Here is a 25,245-nt window from a genome sequence, read left to right as displayed (position 1 = left end):
GCGTTGAGTTAGGCCTGTAGGTTTTTGCTTAGTTGTAGCTTGTTAGTTCGGATTTGAACTGTGGTTAAACTAAGTTTATAAAAAATTGAACTGGTCGTTTAATTTTTCCCACAAAAAAAGCCCCGAATAATCGGGGCTTTTTCAATTGCCGAGGCAATGAGTAGCAGGTATCAGCCTTTGTAGGCAGCGACCGACTTCATGATTTCGGCGCGGGCGGCGTCTGCGTTGCCCCAACCGTCGATCTTCACCCATTTGCCTTTTTCGAGGTCTTTGTAGTTCTCGAAGAAGTGCTTGATCTGTTCCAGCAGCAGTGGCGGCAGGTCGGTGTATTCCTTCACGTCCACGTACAGCTGGGACAGCTTGTCGTGTGGCACGGCGATCACTTTGGCATCGCCACCACCGTCGTCGGTCATGTTCAGGATGCCGACCGGGCGAGCGCGGATGACCGAGCCTGGGGTAACCGGGTAAGGGGTTACGACCAGCACGTCGAGGGGGTCGCCGTCGTCGGCCAGGGTGTTCGGGATAAAACCGTAGTTGGCCGGGTAGAACATCGGGGTGGCCATGAAACGGTCAACGAACAGGCAGTCGCTGTCTTTGTCGATTTCGTATTTGATCGGCGCGTGGTTGGCCGGAATCTCGATGGCGACGTAGATGTCGTTCGGCAGGTCTTTGCCAGCCGGAATCTTGCTGTAGCTCATTGGGCGTTGCCCCCGTAGTTGGCCATATGACATGGCCGGATTGGCCTAAAAGTGGCGGCGATTATAGGCATATTCTGACGGCGATGCCATGCGCCAGACGTCGTACGGTCATTCGCCTTGTGGCTGATAACGCGGGTCGTGCGCTTGCAGTCGGGTCAGGCGGGCCAAGGGATCCTGGCGGTAAAAGCGGCTGAGTTGGGCGTACACCTGTGGATAACTGTTGACGAGTAAATCCGGGGCGCTGAAAAAATATTCGCTGGTGACCGCAAAGAACTCCGCCGGGTTTTCCGCCGCGTAGGGGTCTATCTCCGTCTCTGCATCGGGGTTGGCGTCCAGCTGGCGATTGAGGTCGTCATAAGCACCCTGCATCACGCTGGCCCACTCCCGCACGCGCATGTCGTGGTGCAGCGGCGGCAGGCCGTTGGCGTCGCCGTTGAGCATGTCGAGCTTGTGGGCCAGTTCGTGGATCACCAGGTTGTAGCCTTCCCACTGACCGCTGGCCAGTACGCCGGGCCAGGCAAGGATCACCGGGCCTTGCTGCCAGGCTTCGCCGCTGTGTTCGCCGTCCCACTCGTGTTCGATGCCGCTGCTGTCGCGATGGCGCTGGGGGCTGAGGAAGTCGTCGGGGTACAGCACGATTTCATGGAAACCCTGGTACCAGTCGAGGTCGCCCAGGTTCATCAACGGCAATTGCGCCTGGGCGGCGAGCAGCAGGCGTTGTTCCTGGTGCAGCTCGACGCCGGGCAGTGCGGTGAGGTGTTTTTCGGCGAGGAACACCACGCAGGCTTCGCGCAGCCACTGGTCCTGCTCGGCACTGATGCCGTCGAGGAAGGTCAGGTGGTCGCGCACCCGCTGCCAGGTGTCATCGGCAATCGGGTGCTTGGCCAGCAGGCGCCGGCGCCGCCAGGCACTGAGGGACCACATGGCGGGTTACTGCGACTTGGCTTCTGAAGACGTGCGACCAAAGCGGCTGCGGAACACGCCAATGATCATCGGCACCAGCGACAGCAGGATGATGAACACCACCAGCAGCGAGAGGTTTTTCTTGATAAATGGCACGTTGCCGAAGAAGTAGCCCAGGGTCACCAGGCCGCCGACCCAGAGGATGGTGCCCAGCACGCTGAAACCGAAGAAGCGTGCATAGGGCATTTTCGCGATGCCGGCAACGAACGGCGCAAAGGTGCGCAGGATCGGCAGGAAGCGCGCCAGGGTCACGGTCTTGCCGCCGTGCCTGTCGTAGAAGTCGTGGGTTTTTTGCAGGTAGTCGCGGCGGAAGATTTTCGAGTTCGGGTTGCTGAACAGGCGTTCTCCCGCCGTTCGCCCGATCACGTAATTGGTACTGTCGCCGAGGATTGCCGCCAGCATCAGCAGCCCGCCCAGCAATACCGGGTCCATGCCGCCGCCTGCAGCGACCGCACCGGCGATAAACAGCAGCGAATCACCCGGCAGGAACGGCATGACCACCAGGCCGGTTTCGCAAAAGATGACCAGGAACAGAATGGCGTATATCCACGGACCGTAGTTGGTTACCAGCATGTCGAGGTACACGTCGAGATGCAGGATAAGGTCGAGCGGGTTGAAATCCATGGATGGCACCTGTGTGAACGGCCCGACTCGGCAGGCCTGTGCGGAAGCTCGGGTAATAAGGCTACACGTTTATGTAGTGTTTCTTACAACCCTGAAAGGTCCGCATTATACGGATTGAGAGGTGAAAAGCCTGTTGGTTTTGTAGCGGGGGATGTCGTGGCGTGAGGTCTGAAGATCGCCAGAAATTCAATGTGGGAGCGGGCTTGCTCGCGAAAGCGGTGTGTCAGTTATAAATAGTCTGACTGACAAACCGCTATCGGGGGCAAGCCCCCTCCCACAAGGTGTCCATGGTGTCAGGGCGTCAGTCTTCGCTGATCGGCAAGGTATAGTTCTTGAACTCGGTGTCTTCACGAAACCCGATGGACTCGTACGTCTTCTGCGCCACCTGGTTATCACTGCTGGTCGATACCCGCAGCCGCACCGCGTGGGTTTCCTTGGCCATCTTCTTCGCCGTGCGCATCAGGTTATCCGCCACCAGTTGCCGGCGCGCGTCTTCGGCCACATAGATGTCGTTGAGGATCCACACGCGTTTAAGCGACAGCGAGGAAAAGCTCGGGTAAAGCTGGCAAAACCCGAGCACGCGTTTGTCGTCGTCATCGGCGAGGGCCAGGTAGATCACCGACTCCTTGCGGCGCAGGCGCTTTTCCAGGAAGGCCCGTGACGAATCCGGAAAGGGCAGGGCCCCGTAGAACTCGCGGTACTTGACGAACAACGGGGTCAACAGGTCCAGGTGTTCCAGGGTCGCTTGAGTAATCCGCATGCCAGGCCTCAACTTCCAAATGGGGTATGACCACACGAGCGGCCGTGACTTGATGCTGCCTAAAGGCGCGAAAAAGCGCAATCGTGCCGGGATCAGTCGGTGGGTGGGCTGAGCAGGAAATTGCCCTTCATCAGGTCCGGGTTGTCGGATTCAAGGGTCTGAACCTGCGCCTCGTCCTTCAGGTTGACCCCCGACAGCTGCCGGCGACACGCCTCTCGCATCAAGTACAGCAGGCGATGGGCCGCCATGCCATAGCTCAGGCCTTCCAAACGTACATTGGAGATGCAGTTGCGATAGGCATCGGTGAGGCCGACCTTGGGGTTGTAGGTGAAGTACAGCCCCAAACTGTCCGGCGAACTGAGCCCCGGCCGTTCACCGATGAGGATCACCACCATCTTGGCGCCGAGCAGTTGCCCGATTTCATCCGCGACCGCCACGCGGCCCTGTTCCACCAGGATCACCGGCGACAAGGACCACCCTTCGGCGTGGGTCTGTTCTTCCATGCGCGTCAGAAACGGCAACGTATGTTTATGCACTGCCAGCGCCGACAGACCGTCCGCCACCACGACCGCCAGGTCCATGCCGCCCGGATGCGCAGCCGCGTAATCCCGCAGGCTTTGGGCCGATTCGTCACTCAAACGCCGCCCCAGATCCGGACGTTGCAGATAGCTGTGCCGGTCGGTTGCCGCGCTGTGCAGCAACAGGCTATCGCGCCCACGCTCGGCCAACTGACTGCTCAGGCCGCCGTGGTCGAAGGGCAGGTGCACCGCGTCCCGTGCCTGGGCGTGGGCAAATTGGAAATCAAGTTGGGCGTTGGTGGGAATGCTGGTGCCGGTGCGGCCCAGGGCAATTCGCGCCGGGGTCAGGCGGCGCAGTTCCAGCCACGGGTTTTCAGGCAGGTCGAGTTGCACAGGCGGCTCCTTCATCCCAGTTGCGCCAGGGCGTGGCGAAACGCCGGTGGCAGGCTGTTGCCGAAGCGCACCTTGCCGTCGGCTTGCGTAAAGATGCCCATTTTGGCCAGCCACTGTTCAAACTCCGGCGCCGGCTTTAAACCCAATGTCTGGCGAGCGTACAAGGCGTCGTGGAACGAGGTGGTCTGGTAGTTGAGCATGATGTCGTCGGAGCCGGGGATGCCCATGATGAAGTTGATCCCTGCGACACCCAGCAGGGTCAGCAGGGTGTCCATGTCGTCCTGGTCGGCTTCGGCGTGGTTGGTGTAGCAGATGTCGCAGCCCATGGGCACGCCCAGCAGCTTGCCGCAGAAGTGGTCTTCAAGGCCGGCGCGGATGATCTGCTTGCCGTTGTACAGGTACTCGGGGCCGATAAAACCGACCACGGTGTTGACCAGAAACGGCTTGAAATGCCGGGCCACCGCATAGGCGCGGGTTTCGCAGGTTTGCTGGTCGACGCCAAAATGCGCGTTGGCCGACAAGGCACTGCCCTGGCCGGTTTCGAAATACATCAGGTTCTGGCCCAAGGTGCCCCGGTTCAGGCTCAAACCCGCCTCGTAACCTTCCTGCAGTACGCTCAGGCTGATGCCGAAACTGGCGTTGGCCGCCTCGGTGCCGGCAATCGACTGGAACACCAGGTCCAGCGGCACGCCGCGGTTGATGGCTTCGATGGACGTGGTGACGTGGGTCAGTACACAGGCCTGGGTGGGGATTTCGTAGCGCTGGATGATTGCGTCGAGCATCTCCAGCATGGCGCAGATCGAGGCGATGCTGTCGGTGGCCGGGTTGATGCCGATCATGGCGTCGCCGTTACCGTAGAGCAGGCCGTCGAGAATGCTCGCAGCGATACCCGCCGGCTCGTCGGTCGGGTGGTTGGGTTGCAGGCGGGTCGACAGGCGTCCGCGCAGGCCCAGGGTGCCGCGAAACCGGGTGACCACCCGGATCTTCTGCGCCACCAGGACCAGGTCCTGCACGCGCATGATCTTCGACACCGCCGCTGCCATTTCCGGTGTCAGCCCCGGCGCCAATGCGCGTAGGGATTGTTCATCTGCAGCGTCGCTGAGCAGCCAGTCGCGCAGGCCGCCGACGGTCAGGTGGCTGACCACGGCGAAAGCCTGCTTGTCGTGGGTGTCGATGATCAGCCGCGTGACTTCATCGCTTTCATAGGGGATCAGCGCTTCTTCGAGGAAGTGCTTGAGCGGAATATTGGCCAAGGCCATTTGTGCCGCCACCCGCTCACCGTCGTTCTGCGCGGCAACGCCGGCGAGGAAGTCCCCGGAGCGGGCGGGACTGGCCTTGGCCATCACGTCCTTGAGGCTGTCGAAGCGGTAGGTTTGTGCACCGACCGCGTGGGAAAAGCTTGCCATACAGTGTCTCCTTGACGACGCGGGCAGGAGAGGAACCCGCGTCGAGGTTTACGGCAGTTAGTGCAAGGCGGCCTCTGCGGCCTGGATCGCGGCGAATTCTTCTTCGGGCGTACCTGCTACCAAGTGATGCCGACTGTAGAAAGCAAAGTAAGCAATTAATACTCCATAGATGATCGCGGCGCCAATCACCACCCGTGGATCCACCAGAAAGCCCGCAACGACGGCCACGCAGGCCAGTACCAGGGCGACACCGGAGGTGAAGATGCCACCTGGCGTGCGATAAGGCCGGTCCATTTTGGGGCGACGGATGCGCAGGGTGATGTGCGCGGCCATCATCAGCACGTAGGAAATGGTCGCGCCAAACACGGCCACAAGAATCAACAAATCCCCTTGGCCGGTCAGCGACAGGCCGAAACCGATAATGCCGGGGATCACCAGGGCCAGTACCGGTGCCTTGCTCTTGTTGGTCTGGGACAGTTTGCGCGGCAGGTAGCCGGCACGGGACAAGGCGAAGATCTGCCGCGAATAGGCGTAGATAATCGAGAAAAAGCTCGCGATCAAGCCGGCCAGGCCGACCAGGTTGACGAAACTGCCCATCCAGGTCGAACCGCCATAGGACAGCGCCAGCGCTTCCACCAGCGGGTTACCGGATTTGACCAGCGCGTAGGTGCCCGCGCCGCCCGGTGCGATCACCAGGATCAACAGGGCAAAGCTGGTCAGCACCACAATGGCGCCGATCAGGCCCCGGGGCAGGTCGCGCTTGGGGTTCTTGGTTTCTTCGGCGGCCAGGGGCACGCCCTCTACGGCGAGGAAAAACCAGATCGCATAAGGGATCGCCGCCCACACGCCGACATAGCCAAATGGCAGGAAGGTGCTGGCGCCCTTGGCCTCGGTCACCGGAATATCCAGCAGGTTGGCGACATTGAAGTGCGGCACCATCGACACCAGGAACACGCCCAGCGCAATCGCGGCAATGGCGGTGATCACGAACATCAGCTTCAAGGCTTCGCCGACGCCAAAGATATGGATGCCGATAAAGATGATGTAGAACGCCAGGTAGATCATCCAGCCGCCGATGCCGAACAGCGACTCGCAATAGGCGCCGATAAATACCGCGATGGCGGCGGGGGCGATGGCGTATTCGATCAGGATGGCGGTGCCCGTCAGGAACCCGCCCCAGGGCCCGAAGGCACTGCGGGCAAAACCGTAGCCACCGCCGGCGGTGGGGATCATGGAAGACAGTTCGGCCAGGGAAAAGCACATGCACAGGTACATGGTGGCCATCAGCAATGTGGCGAGGAACATCCCGCCCCAGCCACCCTGGGCCAGGCCGAAGTTCCAGCCGGCGTAGTCGCCGGAGATCACGTAGGCAACGCCAAGGCCAACCAGCAGGACCCAGCCGGCGGCGCCTTTTTTCAGTTCGCGTTGTTGGAAGTATTGGGAGTCGACTTTTTCGAAGTCGACAGAAGATCCAGTCGGTTCGCTAGGCATGGGAAAGTACCTTTCATTGTTATTGTTTTTTAACTCGGCCTCTGTGTGCCGAATGCAATTGGCAAGTACTTGTGGAGAGCTAAGTGTGGGAGAGGGCAAGCCCCTCCCACATTTGAGTGCATTTCAACTGTGGGAGGAGGGGGTAGTTAGAAGAAGCCCAGCGGATTAATGTCGTAACTCACCAGCAGGTTCTTGGTCTGCTGGTAATGATCCAACATCATCTTGTGCGTCTCACGGCCCACGCCGGACTTCTTGTAACCGCCAAACGCGGCATGCGCCGGGTACAGGTGGTAGCAGTTGGTCCACACGCGGCCCGCCTTGATCGCGCGGCCCATGCGGTAGGCGCGGTTGATGTCGCGGGTCCACACACCGGCGCCCAGGCCGAACTCGGTGTCGTTGGCAATCGCCAGGGCTTCGGCTTCGTCCTTGAAGGTGGTGATGCTCACCACCGGGCCGAAGATTTCTTCCTGGAACACGCGCATTTCATTGGTGCCCTTGAGCAGGGTCGGCTGGATGTAATAGCCGCCGGCCATATCGCCGGTGAGTTGCTCGACCTTGCCGCCGGTGAGCAATTGCGCGCCTTCGCCCTTGGCGATTTCCAGGTAGGACAGGATCTTGTCGAACTGCTGCTCGGACGCCTGGGCGCCGACCATGGTGTCGGTGTCCAGCGGGTCGCCGCGCTTGATCTGCTCGACTTTCTTCATCACTACTTTCATGAAATCGTCGTAGATCGACTCTTCCACCAGCGCGCGGGATGGGCAGGTGCACACTTCGCCCTGGTTGAAGAACGCCAGCACCAGGCCTTCGGCGGCTTTCTCGATGAACGACGGTTCGGCTTTCATGATGTCGGCGAAGAAGATGTTCGGCGACTTGCCGCCCAGCTCGACGGTGGACGGAATGATGTTCTCGGCCGCCGCATGCATGATGTGCGAGCCCACCGGGGTGGAGCCGGTGAAGGCGATCTTGGCGATACGCTTGCTGGTGGCCAGGGCTTCGCCGGCTTCCTTGCCGAAGCCGTGCACCACGTTCAGCACGCCCGGTGGCAGCAGGTCGCCGATGACTTCCAGCAGCACGTTGATGCCCAGCGGTGTTTGCTCGGCAGGCTTGAGCACCACACAGTTGCCGGCGGCCAGGGCCGGGGCGAGTTTCCACGCGGCCATCAGCAGCGGGAAGTTCCACGGGATGATCTGGCCGACCACGCCCAGCGGCTCGTGGAAGTGATAGGACGCGGTGTGTTCGTTGATCTCGGCGCTGGTGCCTTCCTGGGCGCGGATGCAACCGGCGAAGTAGCGGAAGTGGTCGGCGGCCAGCGGGATGTCGGCGTTGAGGGTTTCACGCACGGCCTTGCCGTTGTCCCAGGTTTCGGTGATGGCCAGCAGTTCGAGGTTCTGTTCGATGCGGTCGGCGATTTTCAGCAGTACCAGCGAGCGGTCCTGGGCCGAGGTCTTGCCCCAGGCGTCAGCGGCAGCGTGGGCGGCGTCCAGCGCCTTGTCGATGTCTTTGGCAGTGGAGCGCGGGAATTCGGCGATAGGCTTGCCGTTGACCGGCGAGGTGTTGGTGAAATAGTTGCCATCGACCGGGGCAACGAATTCGCCACCAATGTAGTTGCCGTACTTGGCCTTGAACGAAACGATCGCGCCTTCAGTACCGGGGTGTGCGTAACGCATGGTGGGTATCTCCTGGCTTTTATGTTTATTGGAGTGCAGCGCGCAAGCGCTTGATAAAGCGTAGAGCAAAGGTTGGGCCACTGCTTTGCAGGCCAGGAAAATCAAGGGCTTGGGGTTTGTTGCAAGGCGTTGCTGTGACACGGCTGGCACAGGCGCTGTGACAGTTTGTGCCATAAACGGTACAGGCCGTGACCGACGGGTCGGTCCGGGATTGCATTGGCTGGGTGCCTGGGGGATGCTGGTGGTTCTCACGCAGGGAGAATAATAAGAACATGCACAACGATCATTTCAGTCGCCATGCCCAGCAAGTCCTCACTGTGGCCCGTGGGCGCGACCCGTCGAGCGACCCGTCCATCGCCCGCTCCTGGCTGCGCTGCCTGGAGGACTACCACCTCGATCCTGCCCAGACCATCGCCCCTACGGTGCTTGAGCACGGCCGCCTGCTGGAAAGCCGCGAACGCCTGCAACACGTGCTGCATATCGCCGGCAGCGAGATGAACAGCCTGCACCAGCAGCTGTCGGGCGCTGGCCATGCGGTGCTGCTGACCGATGCCCGTGGGGTGATCCTCAACTGTGTCACAGCGCCGTCCGAGCGCAAGATTTTCGAACGCGCCGGGCTGTGGCTCGGTGCCGATTGGAGCGAAGCGTGCGAGGGCACCAACGGCATCGGCACCTGCCTGGTGGAACGCCAGTCGTTGACCATTCATCGCGATGAACATTTTCGTGGGCGCCACACCGGGCTGACCTGTTCGGCGAGCCCGGTGTTCGACCCCCACGGCAACCTCTTGGCGGTGCTGGACGTGTCGTCGGCCCGGGAGGAGGTGTCGCGCCAGAGCCAGTTCCACACCATGGCGCTGGTCAACCTGTCGGCGAAGATGATCGAGAGTTGCTACTTCCTGCGTCACTTCGAAAACCATTGGCTGCTGCGCTTTCACCTGCAGGCCGAGTCGGTGGGCCTGTTCAGCGAAGGGTTGTTGGCGTTTGACGGCGAAGGGCGGATTTGTGCCGTCAACCAGAGCGCACTCAACCTGCTGGGGCAGGTGCGTGGCGGGTTGCTGGGGCAACCGGTGGAGGCGTTGTTCGAGTGTTCCCTGGACCAACTGCTCGGTCGCGCCAGTGCCAATGCCACCGCCAGTTGGCCATTGCGCACGCGGGATGGCCGGCACTTGTTCGCGGCCTTGCGTGGTCAATCGCGCAGTGTGCCTGCGCCCATCGCCAAGCCTGAGCCCGTGCGCCTGGCCGGTATCTGCCTCGGCGACCCGGCGCTGCAGAGTGACTTCCGCAAAGCGCTGCGGGTATTCGAGCGCGATGTGCCCTTGCTGATCAACGGCGAAACCGGCTCCGGCAAAGAGGCCTTCGCCAAGGCGGTGCATCACGCCAGCCAGCGTGCCGACAAGGCGTTCGTTGCCCTCAACTGCGCCGCCATCCCGGAAAGCCTGATCGAAAGCGAACTGTTCGGCTATCGCGGCGGCAGCTTTACCGGCGCGCGCAAGGACGGCATGCAGGGCAAGTTGCAACAGGCCGACGGCGGCACGCTGTTCCTCGATGAAATCGGCGATATGCCGTTGGCGCTGCAGACGCGCCTGTTAAGGGTGCTGGAGGACCGCATGGTGGTGCCCATCGGCGGTGAGCCCCAGGCGGTTGATGTCAGAATTATCAGCGCGACTCACCGAAATTTGCTGGAGCGCGTGCAGGACGGAAGTTTTCGGGAAGACCTGTATTACCGCCTCAATGGCCTGGAAGTCGGTTTGCCAGCGTTGCGTGAACGCAGCGATAAGCCTCAGTTGCTGGATTTCCTGCTGGCGCAGGAGGCGGGCGGGCAGAGTCTACAACTCGACCCGGCGGCGCGCTCGGCGCTGCTGACCTACCCCTGGCCCGGCAACGTCCGGCAACTGCGCACGGTGTTGCGTACGCTGGCGGCGCTGTGCGACGACGGGCGGGTCGGCCTTGAGGATTTGCCCGCGTTGATTCGCCAGGCACGGCCGCAAGCAGTGGCCGAGGCCAGGCTTGCCGACTCGCCCCTGGGCGACGCCGAGCGACTCGCCCTGCTCACGGCCCTGGAGCAACAGCGCTGGCACATGACCCACACGGCGGAGCAGCTGGGTGTCAGCCGTAACACGCTGTATAGAAAGCTGCGCCGGCACGGTATTGCACGGGCTGTGCCATAGATCGGTCCTACAGCTAAAGAGTGCGATTTTCGCCCCCCTGCGCTAACCTGCCTCGATGTTTACGAGGTCGACTATGCACATTCATATTCTTGGTATCTGCGGCACCTTCATGGGTTCGATGGCGGTTCTGGCCAAAGAACTGGGCCATCACGTAACGGGCTCCGATGCCAATGTTTACCCACCCATGAGCACGCAACTCGAGGCCCAGGGCATTGAGCTGACCCAGGGTTACGACCCGGCGCAATTCGACCCGGTGCCGGACCTGGTGGTGATCGGCAATGCCATGTCCCGGGGCAATCCGGCGGTCGAATACGTCCTCAACAAAGGCTTGCCTTACGTGTCCGGCCCACAGTGGCTGGCCGACCATGTGCTGCAAGGTCGCTGGGTATTGGCCGTTGCCGGCACCCACGGCAAGACCACCACCAGCAGCATGCTCGCCTGGGTGCTGGAACACGCGGGCATGAGCCCGGGCTTCCTGATCGGCGGCGTGCCGCAGAACTTCTCGGTGTCGGCGCGCCTGGGTGATACGCCGTTCTTCGTGATCGAAGCCGACGAGTACGACAGTGCGTTCTTCGACAAGCGCTCCAAGTTCGTCCACTACCGTCCACGCACCGCGATCCTCAACAACCTTGAGTTCGATCACGCCGACATCTTCCCCGACCTGGCGGCCATCGAGCGGCAGTTCCACCATTTGGTACGCACCATTCCGAGCGAAGGCCTGGTCATCCACCCGACCACCGAGCCGGCCTTGCAACGCGTGATCGAGATGGGCTGCTGGACCCCGGTGCAAACCACCGGTGCGGGCGGGCAATGGCAGGTCAAGTTGCTCAGTGAAGACGGTTCCCGGTTTGAAGTGCTGTTTGAAGGCGAGGCCCAAGGCATCGTCGAGTGGGACATGACTGGCCAGCACAACGTCGCCAATGCCCTTGTGACCCTGGCGGCCGCGCGGCATGTGGGCGTGGTGCCGTCCATGGGCATTGCTGCGTTGAGCGCATTCAAGAGCGTGAAGCGCCGTATGGAAAAGGTCGCCGACGTGAATGGGATTACTATCTACGACGACTTTGCCCACCACCCAACGGCCATTGCTACCACCCTCGACGGCCTGCGCAAACGTGTTGGCGATGCCCCGATCATTGCGATTGTCGAGCCGCGTTCAAACTCCATGAAGCTCGGCGCACACCGCGACGGCCTGCCGGAAAGCGTTAACGATGCCGACCAGGTGGTGTGGTATGCCCCGGCCAATCTCGGCTGGGACCTGCCGGCGATTGCGGCGCAATGCACGGTGCCGTCGAAAGTCTGTGATTCCATCGAGGGCATCATTGCGTTCGTCAAGCACCAGGCCAAGCCTGGCACCCATGTGGTGGTGATGAGCAACGGCGGCTTCGGCGGCTTGCACGGCAAACTGGCCGAGGCCCTGAAATGAGTGGCCCGGAGCGCGTCACCCTGGCGATGACCGGCGCATCCGGCGCGCCCTATGGCTTGCGCCTGCTCGATTGCCTGGTGCGTGAAGACCGCGAGGTGCACTTTCTGATCTCCAAGGCCGCGCAGTTGGTGATGGCCACCGAGACTGATGTCGCGCTGCCAGCCAAGGTGCAGATGATGCAAGCCTTCCTTACCGAGTACACCGGTGCGGCGGCGGGGCAGATCAAGGTCTACGGCAAGGAAGACTGGATGTCGCCGGTGGCTTCGGGCTCCGGTGCGCCGGCGGCAATGGTCGTGGTGCCGTGCTCCACCGGTACGCTATCGGCGATTGCCACCGGCGCTTGCAACAACCTGATCGAACGCGCCGCCGACGTGACGTTGAAGGAGCGCCGCCAGTTGATCCTGATGCCGCGTGAGGCGCCGTACTCGAGCATTCATCTGGAGCACATGCTCAAGCTGTCGAACCTGGGGGTGACCATCCTGCCGGCGTCGCCCGGCTTCTATCACCAGCCGCAGACCATCGATGACCTGGTGGATTTCGTGGTGGCGCGCATTCTCAACCTGTTGAATATCCCCCAGGACATGCTGCCGCGTTGGGGCGAACACCATTTGAGCAGCGATGAATAAGGCGCTGTTGGTGATACTGGCGCTGCAACTGGCCGGCTGCGCCACCGCGCGTACCCTGGACGCCGCGCAGCCCGGCGCGCCGGTGGTGTATGCCGGCACGCGATTGGATTTGTATGCAATGAACGGAGGTTGCTGTGCCAAGGACCGTTTCGGTGCCGAGGCGCCCAGCTATCCCGGCGTCGACCTGCCGGCCAGCGCGTTGCTCGACACGCTTTTATTGCCGCTGTCGGTGTTGACGGTGCTCGGTGTGGGATTTAACGCCACGGGCGGGCTCTAGCGCTGACCTGGGCACCACAAAACTAATGTGGGAGGCGTTACTTACCGAGCTTGCGCAGTTCATCCGACTCCACCACCCGCACCCCGTCCTGCTCTTCCAGCGCCAGGCGCCACATGGCCCGGGCCAGTTCGCAGACTTCAATGCCGTGGTATTTCCCCGGAATCAACCGTGACAGCGGCCCGGCCAGTTGCTCGGCCAAGCGGGGCTCCAGCCGTTCCCCCAGCAGCAACGAAGGCCGCACGATGGTCAGTTGCGGCCAGTCCTGGGCCTTGAGTGCCTGTTCCATTTCCCCTTTGACCCGGTTGTAGAACACCGAGGATTTCGGATCGGCGCCAATCGCACTGATCACGATCAGGTGCCGCGCGCCCATCTCCCGCGCGCGCTTGGCAAAGGCTACGACCATATCCAGGTCGACGGCACGAAAAGCTTCTTCCGAACCGGCTTTCTTGATGGTGGTACCCAGGCAGCAGAAGGCAATATCCACCTGGCCGCTCAGTTGCGGCAGGAACACCGCCGGGTCGCCCACCGGGTTTTCCAGGTGCGGATGCTCGGCCAGTGGCTTGCGGCTGGGCGCCAGCACGCGGGTCACGGTGGGTTCGTTGAGCAGGCGGTCGAGCAGGTGTTCGCCGGTCAGGCCAGAGGCGCCAGCGAGCAGGATATGCTGAGGTGTCAGGTACATGGTGTTTCCCCCCTTGTTACACGTTACAGCTTAGTTGCCTTTGGCTTCCTTGCTATTCATTGAGACGCTTTCCAGCGCCTTTCGTGCCTGCTGCTTGCGTAATAATTGCCAATGGGCGATCACGCCTTTGGGGGCCCAGATCTGCGGTTCGGACGCTTCGAAGTTGTCAGCCTGTTCGCGTTCGCTCACATGCAGCTGCGCCAGCTTGAAGGCTTGCTGCAGATCGTCGGTCTGGTTGAAGGCTTGGGCGAAGAGGGCGTCGCCGAAGTAGGTGAAGTCGGCCTCTTCAGAACAGCCGAAGGACACGCGGTCGGCGCGCGAGGCGGTCATGATCAGGGTGCGTTCGTCTTTGAGCGCCGGGATGAAGCCGCCGGAGTAGCAGGCTGAAATCACCACGATCTTGTCGCGGTTTTTCAGCGGCGCGAGCACGGCGGCCAGTTCATCGGCGGGCAGGTCGGCCAGTTCCATGCGCGGTTGGTCCAGCACCAGTTCGTGTTCGTGGGTGCCGTGGCTGGTCATGTAGATAAACACCAGGTCTTCCGGCCCGGTGCGCTCGGCCAGGGTCTGCACGGCCCGGCGCAGGCTTTCGCGGGTGGCCAGCGGCCGGTCGGCGATATGGTCGCGGTGGTTGACCAGGCGGATCTGCCCACGTGCGCCGAAGCGGGTGGCGAGCATATTGCTGACGTAATCGGCTTCGCGCAGGAACACGCTTTGTTTACCGTCGCCGGCCACGGCCAGGGTGTACAGCTCCACGGCCGAGGTGGAGGCGGGCACGGCGGCGAGGGCGGTGTCCAGCAGGCGGCCCTGGGCCAGTACGCCGATTTCCAGCGGGTCGGGCAACAGCTTGCCGTCGGCATCACGCACGCGCATGCCATTGACCCAGGTACCGGCCTGCACCGTGCCGTCGGTGAGTACCAGGGTGCCGCGGCCTTGATAGTTGTCGCTGTCGAAGCCGCCGATATAGAAGCTGCCGTCGGTCAGGTTCAGGCGGCCTTCGCCGGTAAAGCGCCAGTCGCTGAACTGGCCGACGTAGTGGCTGCCGTCGACGCCGATCAACTCGCCCTTGCCGCTGAGTGCGCCTTCCTTGAACTGGCCGATCCACACGTCGCCATCGGCGTTTTCATAACGGCCCTTGCCGTTGAGCTGGTTCTGCTTGAACTGGCCGACATAGATGTCGCCGTCGGCGCTGTTGAATGTACCGTTGCCCTCCAGCTGGCCGTCGACGAAGTGGCCGCTGAATTGGTTGCCGCTGTCGTCATTGCGCTGGCCTTCACCGTTCGGCTTGCCGTGGGCGAACTGGCCCTGATACTGGCTGCCATCCGCCAGTTCCAGGCGGCCGAGGCCGGAATACTGGTCGTCCTTGAATTCGCCGCGATAGGTCATCTGCCCTTCTTTGAGGGTGCCTTCGCCGTTGCGCCGACCGTTCTTGAACCCGCCCACATAGTGGCTGCCGGCCGTGGTCAGGCTGCCCTGGCCATCGAACAGGCCTTGCTGGAACTGGCCTTTATAGACTTCGCCGTTGCTGCCATGCCATTCGCCCTGGCCGTGCCACTGGCCTTTGTCGAACTGCCCGGCGTACCAGCTGCCGTTGGGATAATCCACGCGGCCCTGGCCTTGCAGCAGACCATTGACCACATCGCCCCGGTAACGACCGCCATCGGGCAGGCGCGCATCGGGCGGCAACAGCGATTCGCCGTCTCCGCAAGCGGTGAGCAACAGGGCAAGGGCAAGGGGAGCGAGTGGGCGCATAGCGGGATCCGGATAATTGAGCGCCGAGTATGCCGCAGCTGCGAGATTCATACATAAATTTACATACCCTGTGGCGAGTTTCAGTGGCTCGCCACAGGGATGGGCTTACACGAAGTAGAGCGACAACGACTCGGCGACGTAAGCGGGTTTTTCCTGGCCATCGATTTCCAGGGTGGCGGTGGCCTTGAGCAGCCATTGGCCGGGCTTTTTCTCGGTGACGTCGGTGAGGGTCACGTTCAGGCGCACCTTGGAATTGACTTTCACCGGCTGGATAAAGCGCACGCTGTCCAGGCCATAGTTGACGGCCATCTTCAGGCCTTCGGGCACGATCAGGATGTCTTCCATCAACTTGGGCATCAGCGACAGCGACAGGAAACCGTGGGCAATGGTGCTGCCGAACGGGGTTTGCGCGGCCTTGACCGGATCGACGTGGATGAACTGATGATCGCCAGTGGCCTCGGCGAACAGGTTGATACGTGCCTGGTCGATGGTGAGCCATTCGGAACGTCCCAGTTCCTTGCCGACATAATCTTTGAGCTGCGCTACGGGTACATAGGGCATTGCGTCTCTCCTTGGTTCATCGGTGCTTTTGTTATGGGGTACAGAGAACCAATGTAGATCATCATGGCCAACCAGCCCGGTCAACCCACCATGCTTTTGGCGAATGCCGGAGCATAGGACGGGCATGCTTATAATGCGGGCGGGTCTTGAGGGGGGAGAGGACGGATGCTGTTACGCGGTCTGACATGGCTGGTGCTGTTTCAATTGATCGGCACGGCGATCAATCATTTGCTGCTGCCGGTACTGCCGGGGCCGATCATCGGCCTGCTGTTGATGCTCGGGTTCCTGATCTGGCGTGGCGAAGTCGGCGAGCCCCTGAGCCTGGCGGCCAGCAGCCTGCTGCGCTACTTGCCGTTGCTGCTGGTGCCGCCGGCGGTGGGGGTGATGGTGTATGCCAGGGATATTGCCGCCGACTTCTGGGCCATCGTCGGTGCACTGGTGTTGTCGCTGGTGATCGCCATGGGCTTTGTCGGGCTGTTGATGGAACGCATGGTCAAGCGCAAGGAGCAGGATCAATGATCTTCGACTGGCACGGCGCATGGACGGCGGTGATTCATCACCCGCTGTTCGGTATCGGGATCACCCTGGGCGCCTATCAGCTGGTGCTGGCGGGTTTCGAGAAAACCCGCTGGATTTTCCTGCAACCGGTGCTGGTCTCCATGCTGCTGGTGATCGGCGTGTTGCTCACGTGCGGCCTGAGCTACGCCGAGTACCGCAAGAGCACGGAGATCATGGGGATCCTGCTGGGCCCGGCGACGGTGGCCCTGGCGGTGCCGCTCTATCTGAACCTGCGGCGGATTCGGCAATTGTTCTGGCCGATTTTTACTACGCTGGTGATAGGCGGCGTGTTGGCCACCGGCCTGTGCGTACTGCTGGGCTGGTGGTTCGGCGCCGAACACAGGATGTTGATGACCATGGCGCCGAAGTCGGTGACCTCGCCGATTGCCATGCTGGTGGCCGAACAGATCGGCGGTGTGGCAGCCTTGGCGGCGGTGTTTGTGCTGATTACCGGGGTGGTGGGCGCGATGGTTGGCCCGGCGTTACTCTCGCGTCTTGGGGTGCACAGCCCCGAGGCGCGCGGCATGGCGCTGGGCATGACCGCACACGCTGTCGGCACCTCGGTGGCCCTGCAGGAAAGCGAAGAGTGTGGCGCCTTTGCGGCGCTGGCCATGAGTCTGATGGGCGTAGCCACAGCGGTGTTCCTGCCGCTGGCCGTGTCAGTGATTGTTTAAACCGGGTTTAAGGAAGCCTTTATGAGTCTGGCGCTGTTCCCCCTCAATACCGTGCTGTTCCCTGGCTGCATCCTCGACCTGCAACTGTTCGAGGCGCGCTACCTGGACATGATCAGCCGCTGTATGAAAAAGGGCGAAAGCTTCGGCGTGGTGTGCATCCTCGATGGCAAGGAGGTGGGCATGGCTCCGGATGGCTATGCCTTGATCGGCTGCGAAGCGTTGATTCGCGACTTCAAGCAGCAGGACAACGGCCTGCTGGGGATTCGCGTCGAAGGTGGGCGGCGCTTCCGCGTGCGAGACGCCGGTGTGCAGAAGGACCAGTTGCTGGTGGCCGAGGTGCAATGGCTGGAAGAACTGCCGGACCAGGCGCTGGAAGAAGAGGATGCCGACCTGCTGGCCTTGCTCCAGGCCCTGGCCGAACACCCGATGGTCGCGTCGCTGGACATGGACACTCACGCCGATGGCCAGCAAGCCTTGGGCAATCAACTGGCTTATCTCTTGCCGTTCACTGAGGCCGACAAGATCGACCTGCTGCAACTCGACGACCCGCAGCAGCGGCTGGATGCGATCCAGATGCTGCTCGATGAGCTTCAGGGCGAATTGTTTGCCTGAGCCTCGGATCTGTCCTGCGCGGTTTTCAGAGGTTTCCTCGTTGTTCCCTGCGCGTCGCCTGAAATAGTCACCGATCACACAACAATGATTGGGGGTGAACATGATTCGGCTAGCGCCATCGGAACAGGCGGCCTGGGACGTTTTTTTTGTCAGTATTGCCGTGCAACTGCTGCCGCTGGATGCCAAGCGGGGCCCGGAATACATCGCTGAACGCGCCGCAGAAATCGCCGATGAGATGATGCTGGAGCGACGTGAGCGTTGTGTTGAACGCCGCGCCGCGCCAATCCATTGGCTCGGCCCGACCCAGGGTCAGTAGGCATACCTGAGCAGCGCGTGTGGGGTGCCGGTAAAGGCAATGAAGCCGAGCACCGCCACCACAGCGGGTAATACCAGCCACCAGGCCTTCTGCGGCATCGGCGGCAAAGGGCTTCGGTACTGGCAGACGGTGAGGCTGAATGCACACACGGTCATTGCCAGCAGTGTGCCAGCCAGGATGTCGGTGGGCCAATGGGCGCCAAGGTAGACCCGTGACAGCGCGATGAAGGCCGCAGGAATACAGCCCAGCAACATCCAGGTCAGGCGCAGGCGCGTGGGTTGTCCGCGACCGGCCAGCACTGCCAACGCCAGGAAAAACGCAAACGCACCGGAGGCGTGGCCGCTGGGCATGCTGAAGCTGGTCAATGGGTCGGTGAGGATTTCCGGGCGGCCGCGGGCGAAAAACAGTTTGGTCCCGGTATTGATCACCGCCGCCCCGGCCAGTGTTGCACCGACAAACACGGCATGACGCCATTGCCGCGCCAGTAGCAGCAGCGCGGTGAATACGGCGCTGGCGAAGAACATTTTCTTGAACTCACCCAATTGGGTCACCATCACCATGGTCTGGTCCAGCCAGGGGCTGCGATGTTCCTGTACCAGCGCGCTCAGGCCCTGGTCAAAGTCATCCAGGTGGGTATAGCCGATAAACAGAGCGATCAATAATGTCAGGCTGGCGCACCCTATCCACAAGGTCGCGCGACGATGGCCGCGAACGCTGGTGTGCAGGCTCAGTCCCAGCATGGCTGCCAGGCAGGCTGTAACAACCCCCGCCTCAGGCCAGAACCCTTCCGGCAATGGCAGGCGGAACGCAGCGCCGGTTGCCCAGCCCGGCAGCAGGTAGGCGACCGACCAACCGGCTGCCGCCAGCAGGCTGACCAGGGCGAAACGCGGGAACGGCATGTCGCACATCCCGGCCACCATCGGCAGCATCGGCCGCAATGGCCCGATGAAACGTCCCACCAGCAGACTGGCGATGCCGTATTTGTGAAAGTAGGTTTCCGCGCCGTTCATCCATTCCGGGTGGTGGCGCAGGCCGGGCAGGCGGCGGATGTTCTGATGGAAGTGTCGGCCGAGGAAGTAGGAAACCCCGTCGCCCAACAAGCCTCCCAGGAACCCCAGCAGCAGGGTTTCACTCAGGGACAAGGCGCCGCTGCCAGCCATTGCCGCAATGGCAAACAGCAGTACCGTGCCCGGCACGATCAGCCCGGCAATGGCCAGGCATTCCACGCACGCGACGATAAATACCGCCGCCGCCAGCCATTGCGGGTTGAGGGTCAGCCAGCCGGTAATGCCATCGAGCCATTGGCCCATAAATCGTTACTCCATCGCCACAGATTCAAATCAGGAAATAGTCGCGGCCTTCGACCTGGCCCCGGCGCAGCGGGTTCCGCGTGCAGTAGGGCGCATAGCCGGCATCGACGAAGCGGTACATCAAGTGCTCGTCACGGCCGCTGGGGATGCCCAGGCGGGTGGTCTGGATGATCTGTGTCGGTGTCTGGCCGACGTCTTCCACATAGAGCAATTCTTGATCAAAGCGCTTGGCATCCCACATCGGCACCTTCAGGCCCAGCGCCTTGCACAGCAACGTCTGGCCGGCACACAGCTTTTGCGACGAGCGCGGGCTGCCGTCGGCATTCGGGTTGTTCAGCAGCATCTGCGCCAGGCTGGCGGGTCCGGAGGTTTCATCGACCCAGGGATAGGCCGATTTGATCAGCACGGCATTGCCCGGCCCCTGCGCGCTGAAGTTCAGCGAATCGCCGCCACGGGCGTAGTACATATAGATATGCCCGCCATCCAGAAACAAAGCCTTACGCTTTTCTGTGTAGCCGAGTGAGGCGTGGCTGCCTTTTTCGGCCACGTAATAGGCTTCGGTTTCAATAATTCGCGCCGAAAGCCAGCTATCGCCGACGCGATGGCGGATGACTTTTCCAAGCAAATCTCGCGCGAGTATTTGCGCGTCACGGTCGAAGAAGCTGTCGGGCAGGGCGCTGGCGGGGAGTTGGGGCGAAGAACTGGGCATGGTGGCCTGGGGTTAATACGGCTAAATGTGACGGAATAATAACAACTCCCACCTTAATTACGGCTGAACCCCAGGTTTTTACAGTTCATTTCGACCATCCGCCCCTCACCGCTGTCAGTCGGGCGGCGTCACAGCTATAATCTGCCGCTTTCCTCTTTGCCAAGACTCCCTGACCATGACTGAGTCCGTTCTTGACTACATGACCCGCCTGGGTCGCGCTGCCCGTCAGGCCTCGCGGTTGATCGCCCGTGCGAGCACCGCGCAGAAGAACCGTGCCCTGCTGGCCGCCGCCGATGCTCTGGACGCTTCGCGCTCCGAGCTGACTGCCGCCAACGAACTGGACCTGGCCAACGGCCGCGCCAATGGCCTCGAGCCCGCCCTGCTGGACCGCCTGGCGCTGACGCCGGCACGTATCGACGACATGATCGAAGGGTTGCGTCAGGTGGCCAAGCTGCCTGACCCCATCGGTGAAATTCGCGATATGCGTTACCTGCCGTCCGGCATCCAGGTGGGCAAGATGCGCGTGCCCCTGGGCGTGATCGGCATCATCTATGAGTCGCGCCCGAACGTGACCATCGACGCCGCGAGCCTGTGTCTCAAGTCGGGCAACGCCACCATCCTGCGTGGCGGTTCCGAGGCGATCAATTCCAACCGCGCCATCGCCGCCTGCATCCAGCAGGGCCTGGCCGTGGCCGAGTTGCCGGCCGAAGTGGTGCAAGTGGTGGAAACCACCGACCGTGCCGCTGTCGGCGCGCTGATCACCATGCCGGAATTCGTCGACGTGATCGTGCCGCGCGGTGGCAAGAGCCTGATCGAGCGCGTCAGCCGCGATGCCAAGGTGCCAGTGATCAAGCACCTGGACGGCGTCTGCCACGTGTATATCGACATCGCCGCCGACATCGACAAGGCGATCCGCATCGCCGACAACGCCAAGACCCACCGCTACGCGCCGTGCAACACCATGGAAACCCTGCTGGTGCACGTCGGCATTGCCGAGCGCGTGCTGCCGCCGCTGGCTGCCATCTACCGTGACAAGGGCGTGGAGCTGCGCGGTTGCGAACGCACCCGTGCGCTGTTGGGCGCGGACGTGATCGAAGCCACCGAGCAGGACTGGTACACCGAGTACACGGCGCCGATCCTGTCGATCCGCATCGTCGACGACCTGGACCAGGCCATCGAACACATCAACACGTACGGCTCCAAGCACACCGACGCCATTGTCTCCGAGCATTTCAGCGATGCCCGGCGTTTCCTCACCGAAGTGGATTCCGCTTCGGTGATGATCAACGCCTCGACGCGCTTTGCCGACGGCTTCGAGTACGGCCTGGGGGCGGAGATCGGCATCTCCACCGACAAGCTCCACGCACGCGGCCCGGTTGGCCTGGAAGGCCTGACCAGCGAGAAGTACGTGGTGTTCGGCGACGGTCACGTGCGCACTTGATGGCTAAACGCATCGGGCTGCTCGGCGGTACCTTCGACCCCGTGCACATCGGCCATTTGCGCAGTGCCCTGGAAGTCGCGGATGCCTTGGCGCTGGATGAGCTGCGCCTGATCCCTAATTTCCGGCCGCCCCATCGCGATACCCCGCAGGTGTCGCCGCAGCAGCGCCTGGAAATGGTGCGCCTGGCCGTAGAAGGCATACCGCCGCTGGTGGTGGATGATCGTGAGCTCAAGCGCGATAAACCGTCCTACACTGTCGACACCCTGGAGCTGATGCGCGCTGAGTTGGCCGCGGATGACCAGTTGTTTCTGCTTTTGGGCTGGGACGCATTTTGCGGCCTGCCCTCTTGGCATCGCTGGGAGGAACTCCTCCAGCACTGCCACATCCTGGTTTTGCAACGCCCGGATGCCGACAGCGAACCGCCGGATGCCTTGCGCAACCTGCTGGCCGCGCGGTCGGTAAGTGACCCCTTGGCCCTGACCGGGCCGAACGGGAATATTGCATTCGTCTGGCAGACCCCGCTTGCGGTGTCTGCCACCCAGATCCGTCAACTGCTGGCCAGCGGGAAGTCGGTACGTTTCCTGGTGCCTGACGCGGTCCTGGCCTACATCGATGCGCACGGGCTTTACCGTGCGTCGAACTGAAAAGGCGCGCTTGAACGCACGAACACTCGTGCAGCGAGCGCCCGAACATATGAGCAAAACGAGTTTTTTATGACGAACAAAGACGTAAGCAAAGTAAAACGCAAAGGCACGTTCAAAAGCGCCCCGCTGCCGGTTGAAGCCCACGTTGGCCCGGAACTGGCTGGCGAAGAGCTGGTGAAAGTCGCCGTTGCCGCCCTGGAAGACGTGAAGGCCCAGGATATCCAGGTCCTGGACGTACGCGACAAGCAGAGCATCACCGACTTCATGATCATCGCCACCGGTACCTCCAACCGCCAGATCGGCGCGATGCTGGACAAGGTTCGCGAAGCCGTCAAAGCCCAAGGCGTGAAGCCACTGGGTGAAGAAGGCAAGGGCGACAGCGACTGGGTGCTGCTGGACATGGACGACGTGATCGTTCACATGATGACCAGCAATGCCCGTCAGTTCTACGACCTGGAGCGTCTGTGGAAAGGCGCCGAGCAGAGCCGTGCCGCCGATGGCAAGCACCACAGCCCGGAAGTGGGCCACGCGCACTTCGACAAGCTCAACAAAGACCAGGAATAAGGAACGGCTGTGCGCCTGCGTCTGATTGCTGTCGGTTCACGCATGCCCAAGTGGGTGGAAGAAGGCTGGCACGAGTATGCCAAGCGTCTGCCCGCCGAGCTGTCGCTGGAACTGGTGGAGATACCGCTCAACACCCGGGGCAAGAATGCCGACGTGGCGCGCTTCATCCGTCAGGAAGGCGAAGCCATGCTGGCCAAGGTCGGCCCCAACGAGCGCATCGTCACCCTCGAAGTGCACGGCAAACCCTGGAGCACCGAGCAACTGGCGGTGGAACTGGATCGCTGGCGCCTGGACTCGCGCACCGTCAACTTCATGGTCGGCGGCCCCGAAGGGCTGGCGCCGGAAGTCTGCGCGCGGGCGGACCAGCGCTGGTCGCTGTCGGCGCTGACGCTGCCGCACCCGTTGGTAAGGATCCTGATCGGTGAACAGCTGTATCGCGCCTGGACAGTTCTGTCCGGGCACCCTTATCACAAATAATCTGCGCCTCTCCCGATGACCCAGCCGATCCGCATCAAGGACCACGAGAAAGACGCACGTCTGGTACGCGCGCGGGTGGTGTTTGGCGCGATCATGGTGGTGGCGCTGATCGGGGTGCTGATTGCGCGCCTGTATTTCCTGCAGGTGATCCAGTACGACTACCACTCCACGCTGTCGGAAAACAACCGCGTGCATGTGCAGCCGATTCCGCCGACCCGTGGGCTGATCTTCGACCGTAATGGCGTGGTGGTGGCGGATAACCGGCCCAGCTTCAGCCTGAGCATGACCCGTGAGCGTTCCGGCGATTGGCAGCAGGTCCTCGATGTCATCGTCGAGGTGCTGCAGTTGACCCCGGAAGACCGGGTGATCTTCGAGAAACGCATGAAGCAGGGGCGTCGGCCTTTCGAACCGGTGCCGATCCTGTTCGAGCTGACCGAAGAGCAGATTGCGCGGATCGCGGTGAACCAGTTCCGCCTGCCGGGTGTGGAAGTGGTGGCGCAGCTGGTACGCCACTATCCCCAAGGGCCGCACTTTGCCCACTCCGTCGGCTATATGGGGCGGATCAACGAGAAAGAGCTGAAAAGCCTCGATCCCGTCAATTACAGCGGCACCCACCATATCGGCAAGACCGGCATCGAGCGTTTCTACGAGCCCGAACTGCACGGCCAGGTGGGTTACGAAGAAGTCGAGACCAACGCTCGCGGCCGTGTGCTGCGGGTGCTCAAGCGTACCGACCCGGTGCCGGGCAAGGACATTGTGCTGAGCCTGGACATCAAGCTGCAGGAAGCGGCCGAGATGGCCCTGGGCGGCCGGCGTGGTGCAGTGGTGGCGTTGGACCCGAAGACCGGCGAAGTGCTGGCCATGGTCAGCCAGCCGAGCTTCGACCCCAACCTGTTCGTGACCGGGATCAGCTTCAAGGCCTACGCCGAGTTGCGCGACTCCATCGACCGGCCGCTGTTCAACCGTGTGTTGCGCGGCCTGTACCCGCCGGGTTCGACGATCAAGCCGGCGGTGGCGATTGCCGGCCTGGATGCGGGTGTGGTCACGGCTTCCAGCCGGGTATTCGACCCGGGCTACTACATGCTGCCCAACTACGACCACAAATACCGCAACTGGAACCGTACCGGTGACGGCTATGTCGACCTGGATACCGCGATCATGCGTTCCAACGACACCTATTTTTACGACCTGGCCCACAAGCTGGGGATCGACCGCTTGTCCGCCTACATGGGCAAGTTCGGCCTCGGTCAGAAAGTCTCCCTGGATATGTTCGAAGAATCCCCTGGCCTGATGCCATCGCGGGAGTGGAAGCGTGCGACCCGCCGCCAGGCATGGTTCCCGGGCGAAACCCTGATCCTCGGCATCGGCCAGGGCTATATGCAGGCCACGCCTTTGCAACTGGCCCAGGCCACGGCGCTGGTGGCCAACAAAGGCATCTGGAACCGCCCGCACCTGGCCCGTACCATCGAAGGCGAAAAGCCTGTGGATGAAAACCCGATCCCCGACATCGTACTGCGCGATCCGTCCGACTGGACCAAGGTCAACCACGGCATGCAGCAGGTGATGCACGGCGCACGCGGGACCGCGCGCAAGGCGGCGATCGGTGCGCAATACCGTATCGCCGGCAAGAGTGGTACCGCCCAGGTGGTGGCGATCAAGCAGGGCGAGAAATACGACCGCTCCAAGGTCCAGGAACGCCACCGCGACCACGCCTTGTTTGTGGGCTTTGCCCCGGCCGACGACCCGAAAATCGTGGTGGCGGTGATGGTCGAGAACGGCGAGTCCGGCTCCGGTGTGGCGGCGCCTGTGGTGCGCCAGGTGATGGACGCCTGGTTGCTGGCCGACGACGGCAGGCTCAAGCCCGAATATGGCGGCCCCCCTTCAACCCCAGAGGTTACGGCCAGTGAAGAGTAATTTTGACCGCATCCTCTCCAGCG

The 25,245-nt window shown here is 62.1% G+C and carries 26 protein-coding genes; 13 read left to right on the top strand and 13 right to left on the bottom strand.

The window, feature by feature from the left end:
* Nucleotides 1–170 precede the first annotated feature (170 nt).
* The 8 genes from ppa to exaC form a co-directional block, all read right to left on the bottom strand.
* Nucleotides 171–698 carry an inorganic diphosphatase gene (ppa, locus tag FX984_RS15765; RefSeq protein WP_003176323.1) on the bottom strand — a complete coding sequence of 176 codons (528 nt, stop codon included), beginning with the start codon at nt 696–698 and terminating at the stop codon, nt 171–173.
* A 108-nt stretch (nt 699–806) separates the two neighbouring features.
* Nucleotides 807–1,622, bottom strand: coding sequence for a M90 family metallopeptidase (locus FX984_RS15760; RefSeq protein WP_027605214.1), 816 nt, complete (start codon nt 1,620–1,622; stop codon nt 807–809).
* A gap of 6 nt (nt 1,623–1,628) precedes the next feature.
* Complete coding sequence (locus FX984_RS15755; RefSeq protein WP_027605215.1) at nt 1,629–2,285, bottom strand: DedA family protein; 657 nt, start codon at nt 2,283–2,285, stop codon at nt 1,629–1,631.
* 301 nt (nt 2,286–2,586) lie between these two features.
* Nucleotides 2,587–3,045, bottom strand: a complete 459-nt coding sequence (locus tag FX984_RS15750) for a GNAT family N-acetyltransferase (RefSeq protein WP_027605216.1) — start codon at nt 3,043–3,045, stop codon at nt 2,587–2,589.
* Nucleotides 3,046–3,137: 92 nt separating this feature from the next.
* On the bottom strand, nt 3,138–3,971 hold the full coding sequence (gene eutC, locus FX984_RS15745) for an ethanolamine ammonia-lyase subunit EutC (RefSeq protein WP_027605217.1): 834 nt from the start codon (nt 3,969–3,971) through the stop codon (nt 3,138–3,140).
* Complete coding sequence (locus FX984_RS15740) at nt 3,968–5,362, bottom strand: ethanolamine ammonia-lyase subunit EutB (RefSeq protein WP_027605218.1); 1,395 nt, start codon at nt 5,360–5,362, stop codon at nt 3,968–3,970. The genes eutC and FX984_RS15740 overlap by 4 nt, the downstream gene beginning before the upstream one ends.
* Nucleotides 5,363–5,419: 57 nt before the next feature.
* The gene (gene eat / locus FX984_RS15735) at nt 5,420–6,853 is read right to left on the bottom strand and encodes an ethanolamine permease (RefSeq protein WP_024077594.1); all 1,434 of its coding nucleotides are present in this window, start codon (nt 6,851–6,853) and stop codon (nt 5,420–5,422) included.
* A gap of 146 nt (nt 6,854–6,999) precedes the next feature.
* Nucleotides 7,000–8,520 (bottom strand): acetaldehyde dehydrogenase ExaC, encoded by a 1,521-nt coding sequence (gene exaC / locus FX984_RS15730; RefSeq protein ID WP_027605219.1) that lies wholly within the window; start codon nt 8,518–8,520, stop codon nt 7,000–7,002.
* A 272-nt stretch (nt 8,521–8,792) separates the two neighbouring features.
* Here exaC and FX984_RS15725 point away from each other — a divergent pair, with 272 nt between their 5' ends.
* From FX984_RS15725 to FX984_RS15710, 4 genes are all read left to right on the top strand, one after another.
* Nucleotides 8,793–10,688, top strand: coding sequence for a sigma-54-dependent Fis family transcriptional regulator (locus tag FX984_RS15725; RefSeq protein ID WP_146477749.1), 1,896 nt, complete (start codon nt 8,793–8,795; stop codon nt 10,686–10,688).
* A gap of 73 nt (nt 10,689–10,761) precedes the next feature.
* Entirely contained in the window at nt 10,762–12,111 is a 1,350-nt protein-coding gene (gene mpl / locus FX984_RS15720; RefSeq protein WP_053138137.1) for a UDP-N-acetylmuramate:L-alanyl-gamma-D-glutamyl-meso-diaminopimelate ligase, read from the top strand.
* Entirely contained in the window at nt 12,108–12,737 is a 630-nt protein-coding gene (gene ubiX / locus FX984_RS15715) for a flavin prenyltransferase UbiX (RefSeq protein ID WP_146477751.1), read from the top strand. The genes mpl and ubiX overlap by 4 nt, the downstream gene beginning before the upstream one ends.
* Nucleotides 12,730–13,014, top strand: a complete 285-nt coding sequence (locus FX984_RS15710) for a YceK/YidQ family lipoprotein (RefSeq protein WP_027605223.1) — start codon at nt 12,730–12,732, stop codon at nt 13,012–13,014. The genes ubiX and FX984_RS15710 overlap by 8 nt, the downstream gene beginning before the upstream one ends.
* A 37-nt stretch (nt 13,015–13,051) precedes the next feature.
* Here FX984_RS15710 and FX984_RS15705 read toward each other — a convergent pair whose 3' ends face one another.
* The 3 genes from FX984_RS15705 to FX984_RS15695 form a co-directional block, all read right to left on the bottom strand.
* Nucleotides 13,052–13,693: an oxidoreductase gene (locus FX984_RS15705; protein WP_027605224.1), complete on the bottom strand. Its 642-nt coding sequence runs from the start codon at nt 13,691–13,693 to the stop codon at nt 13,052–13,054.
* 30 nt (nt 13,694–13,723) lie between these two features.
* A complete protein-coding gene (locus FX984_RS15700) occupies nt 13,724–15,442 on the bottom strand; it encodes a C13 family peptidase (RefSeq protein WP_027605225.1) in 1,719 nt (572 codons plus the stop codon).
* A gap of 105 nt (nt 15,443–15,547) precedes the next feature.
* Complete coding sequence (locus tag FX984_RS15695) at nt 15,548–16,003, bottom strand: MaoC family dehydratase (RefSeq protein ID WP_027605226.1); 456 nt, start codon at nt 16,001–16,003, stop codon at nt 15,548–15,550.
* A gap of 165 nt (nt 16,004–16,168) precedes the next feature.
* Here FX984_RS15695 and FX984_RS15690 point away from each other — a divergent pair, with 165 nt between their 5' ends.
* The 4 genes from FX984_RS15690 to FX984_RS15675 all read left to right on the top strand — a co-directional run bounded on the left by FX984_RS15690 (nt 16,169) and on the right by FX984_RS15675 (nt 18,163).
* Nucleotides 16,169–16,522 (top strand): CidA/LrgA family protein, encoded by a 354-nt coding sequence (locus tag FX984_RS15690; RefSeq protein WP_092358214.1) that lies wholly within the window; start codon nt 16,169–16,171, stop codon nt 16,520–16,522.
* Nucleotides 16,519–17,235 carry an LrgB family protein gene (locus tag FX984_RS15685; RefSeq protein WP_027605228.1) on the top strand — a complete coding sequence of 239 codons (717 nt, stop codon included), beginning with the start codon at nt 16,519–16,521 and terminating at the stop codon, nt 17,233–17,235. Before FX984_RS15690 ends, FX984_RS15685 begins: the two co-directional genes overlap by 4 nt.
* 21 nt (nt 17,236–17,256) lie before the next feature.
* Nucleotides 17,257–17,847, top strand: coding sequence for an LON peptidase substrate-binding domain-containing protein (locus FX984_RS15680; protein WP_027605229.1), 591 nt, complete (start codon nt 17,257–17,259; stop codon nt 17,845–17,847).
* A gap of 100 nt (nt 17,848–17,947) precedes the next feature.
* On the top strand, nt 17,948–18,163 hold the full coding sequence (locus tag FX984_RS15675) for a hypothetical protein (RefSeq protein WP_074847728.1): 216 nt from the start codon (nt 17,948–17,950) through the stop codon (nt 18,161–18,163).
* Here FX984_RS15675 and FX984_RS15670 read toward each other — a convergent pair.
* Nucleotides 18,157–19,473, bottom strand: a complete 1,317-nt coding sequence (locus tag FX984_RS15670) for a bifunctional DedA family/phosphatase PAP2 family protein (RefSeq protein WP_027605231.1) — start codon at nt 19,471–19,473, stop codon at nt 18,157–18,159. The genes FX984_RS15675 and FX984_RS15670 overlap by 7 nt on opposite strands.
* Nucleotides 19,474–19,498: 25 nt before the next feature.
* Complete coding sequence (locus tag FX984_RS15665) at nt 19,499–20,182, bottom strand: DNA-3-methyladenine glycosylase (RefSeq protein ID WP_092358220.1); 684 nt, start codon at nt 20,180–20,182, stop codon at nt 19,499–19,501.
* Between the two features lie 175 nt (nt 20,183–20,357).
* Between FX984_RS15665 and FX984_RS15660 the strand changes: the two genes are divergently transcribed.
* The 5 genes from FX984_RS15660 to mrdA all read left to right on the top strand — a co-directional run bounded on the left by FX984_RS15660 (nt 20,358) and on the right by mrdA (nt 25,222).
* Nucleotides 20,358–21,623 (top strand): glutamate-5-semialdehyde dehydrogenase, encoded by a 1,266-nt coding sequence (locus tag FX984_RS15660; RefSeq protein ID WP_065938368.1) that lies wholly within the window; start codon nt 20,358–20,360, stop codon nt 21,621–21,623.
* Nucleotides 21,623–22,267, top strand: coding sequence for a nicotinate-nucleotide adenylyltransferase (gene nadD, locus FX984_RS15655; protein ID WP_065910068.1), 645 nt, complete (start codon nt 21,623–21,625; stop codon nt 22,265–22,267). Before FX984_RS15660 ends, nadD begins: the two co-directional genes overlap by 1 nt.
* A 69-nt stretch (nt 22,268–22,336) precedes the next feature.
* Nucleotides 22,337–22,831 (top strand): ribosome silencing factor, encoded by a 495-nt coding sequence (gene rsfS / locus FX984_RS15650; RefSeq protein ID WP_003176298.1) that lies wholly within the window; start codon nt 22,337–22,339, stop codon nt 22,829–22,831.
* Between the two features lie 9 nt (nt 22,832–22,840).
* Nucleotides 22,841–23,308 carry a 23S rRNA (pseudouridine(1915)-N(3))-methyltransferase RlmH gene (gene rlmH, locus FX984_RS15645; RefSeq protein ID WP_003176297.1) on the top strand — a complete coding sequence of 156 codons (468 nt, stop codon included), beginning with the start codon at nt 22,841–22,843 and terminating at the stop codon, nt 23,306–23,308.
* Between the two features lie 15 nt (nt 23,309–23,323).
* Nucleotides 23,324–25,222, top strand: coding sequence for a penicillin-binding protein 2 (gene mrdA, locus FX984_RS15640; RefSeq protein WP_027605235.1), 1,899 nt, complete (start codon nt 23,324–23,326; stop codon nt 25,220–25,222).
* Nucleotides 25,223–25,245 lie beyond the last annotated feature (23 nt).

The organism is Pseudomonas marginalis, from assembly GCF_008692035.1.
Classification (GTDB): Bacteria; Pseudomonadota; Gammaproteobacteria; order Pseudomonadales; family Pseudomonadaceae; genus Aquipseudomonas; species Aquipseudomonas marginalis.
This window is presented reverse-complemented; position numbering and strand designations above follow the sequence as displayed.

What these genes read in the sequence shown, in the direction of transcription:
- FX984_RS15660 (WP_065938368.1), top strand. Translation starts at nt 20,358, where the DNA reads ATGACTGAGTCCGTTCTTGACTACATGACCCGCCTGGGTCGCGCTGCC.
- FX984_RS15740 (WP_027605218.1), bottom strand. Translation starts at nt 5,362, where the DNA reads ATGGCAAGCTTTTCCCACGCGGTCGGTGCACAAACCTACCGCTTCGAC.
- FX984_RS15760 (WP_027605214.1), bottom strand. Translation starts at nt 1,622, where the DNA reads ATGTGGTCCCTCAGTGCCTGGCGGCGCCGGCGCCTGCTGGCCAAGCAC.
- FX984_RS15665 (WP_092358220.1), bottom strand. Translation starts at nt 20,182, where the DNA reads ATGCCCAGTTCTTCGCCCCAACTCCCCGCCAGCGCCCTGCCCGACAGC.
- FX984_RS15755 (WP_027605215.1), bottom strand. Translation starts at nt 2,285, where the DNA reads ATGGATTTCAACCCGCTCGACCTTATCCTGCATCTCGACGTGTACCTC.
- mrdA (WP_027605235.1), top strand. Translation starts at nt 23,324, where the DNA reads ATGACCCAGCCGATCCGCATCAAGGACCACGAGAAAGACGCACGTCTG.
- ubiX (WP_146477751.1), top strand. Translation starts at nt 12,108, where the DNA reads ATGAGTGGCCCGGAGCGCGTCACCCTGGCGATGACCGGCGCATCCGGC.
- FX984_RS15705 (WP_027605224.1), bottom strand. Translation starts at nt 13,693, where the DNA reads ATGTACCTGACACCTCAGCATATCCTGCTCGCTGGCGCCTCTGGCCTG.
- rsfS (WP_003176298.1), top strand. Translation starts at nt 22,337, where the DNA reads ATGACGAACAAAGACGTAAGCAAAGTAAAACGCAAAGGCACGTTCAAA.
- FX984_RS15670 (WP_027605231.1), bottom strand. Translation starts at nt 19,473, where the DNA reads ATGGGCCAATGGCTCGATGGCATTACCGGCTGGCTGACCCTCAACCCG.
- FX984_RS15710 (WP_027605223.1), top strand. Translation starts at nt 12,730, where the DNA reads ATGAATAAGGCGCTGTTGGTGATACTGGCGCTGCAACTGGCCGGCTGC.
- FX984_RS15750 (WP_027605216.1), bottom strand. Translation starts at nt 3,045, where the DNA reads ATGCGGATTACTCAAGCGACCCTGGAACACCTGGACCTGTTGACCCCG.
- FX984_RS15695 (WP_027605226.1), bottom strand. Translation starts at nt 16,003, where the DNA reads ATGCCCTATGTACCCGTAGCGCAGCTCAAAGATTATGTCGGCAAGGAA.
- ppa (WP_003176323.1), bottom strand. Translation starts at nt 698, where the DNA reads ATGAGCTACAGCAAGATTCCGGCTGGCAAAGACCTGCCGAACGACATC.
- eutC (WP_027605217.1), bottom strand. Translation starts at nt 3,971, where the DNA reads ATGAAGGAGCCGCCTGTGCAACTCGACCTGCCTGAAAACCCGTGGCTG.
- eat (WP_024077594.1), bottom strand. Translation starts at nt 6,853, where the DNA reads ATGCCTAGCGAACCGACTGGATCTTCTGTCGACTTCGAAAAAGTCGAC.
- exaC (WP_027605219.1), bottom strand. Translation starts at nt 8,520, where the DNA reads ATGCGTTACGCACACCCCGGTACTGAAGGCGCGATCGTTTCGTTCAAG.
- FX984_RS15685 (WP_027605228.1), top strand. Translation starts at nt 16,519, where the DNA reads ATGATCTTCGACTGGCACGGCGCATGGACGGCGGTGATTCATCACCCG.
- nadD (WP_065910068.1), top strand. Translation starts at nt 21,623, where the DNA reads ATGGCTAAACGCATCGGGCTGCTCGGCGGTACCTTCGACCCCGTGCAC.
- FX984_RS15700 (WP_027605225.1), bottom strand. Translation starts at nt 15,442, where the DNA reads ATGCGCCCACTCGCTCCCCTTGCCCTTGCCCTGTTGCTCACCGCTTGC.
- mpl (WP_053138137.1), top strand. Translation starts at nt 10,762, where the DNA reads ATGCACATTCATATTCTTGGTATCTGCGGCACCTTCATGGGTTCGATG.
- FX984_RS15690 (WP_092358214.1), top strand. Translation starts at nt 16,169, where the DNA reads ATGCTGTTACGCGGTCTGACATGGCTGGTGCTGTTTCAATTGATCGGC.
- FX984_RS15725 (WP_146477749.1), top strand. Translation starts at nt 8,793, where the DNA reads ATGCACAACGATCATTTCAGTCGCCATGCCCAGCAAGTCCTCACTGTG.
- FX984_RS15680 (WP_027605229.1), top strand. Translation starts at nt 17,257, where the DNA reads ATGAGTCTGGCGCTGTTCCCCCTCAATACCGTGCTGTTCCCTGGCTGC.
- FX984_RS15675 (WP_074847728.1), top strand. Translation starts at nt 17,948, where the DNA reads ATGATTCGGCTAGCGCCATCGGAACAGGCGGCCTGGGACGTTTTTTTT.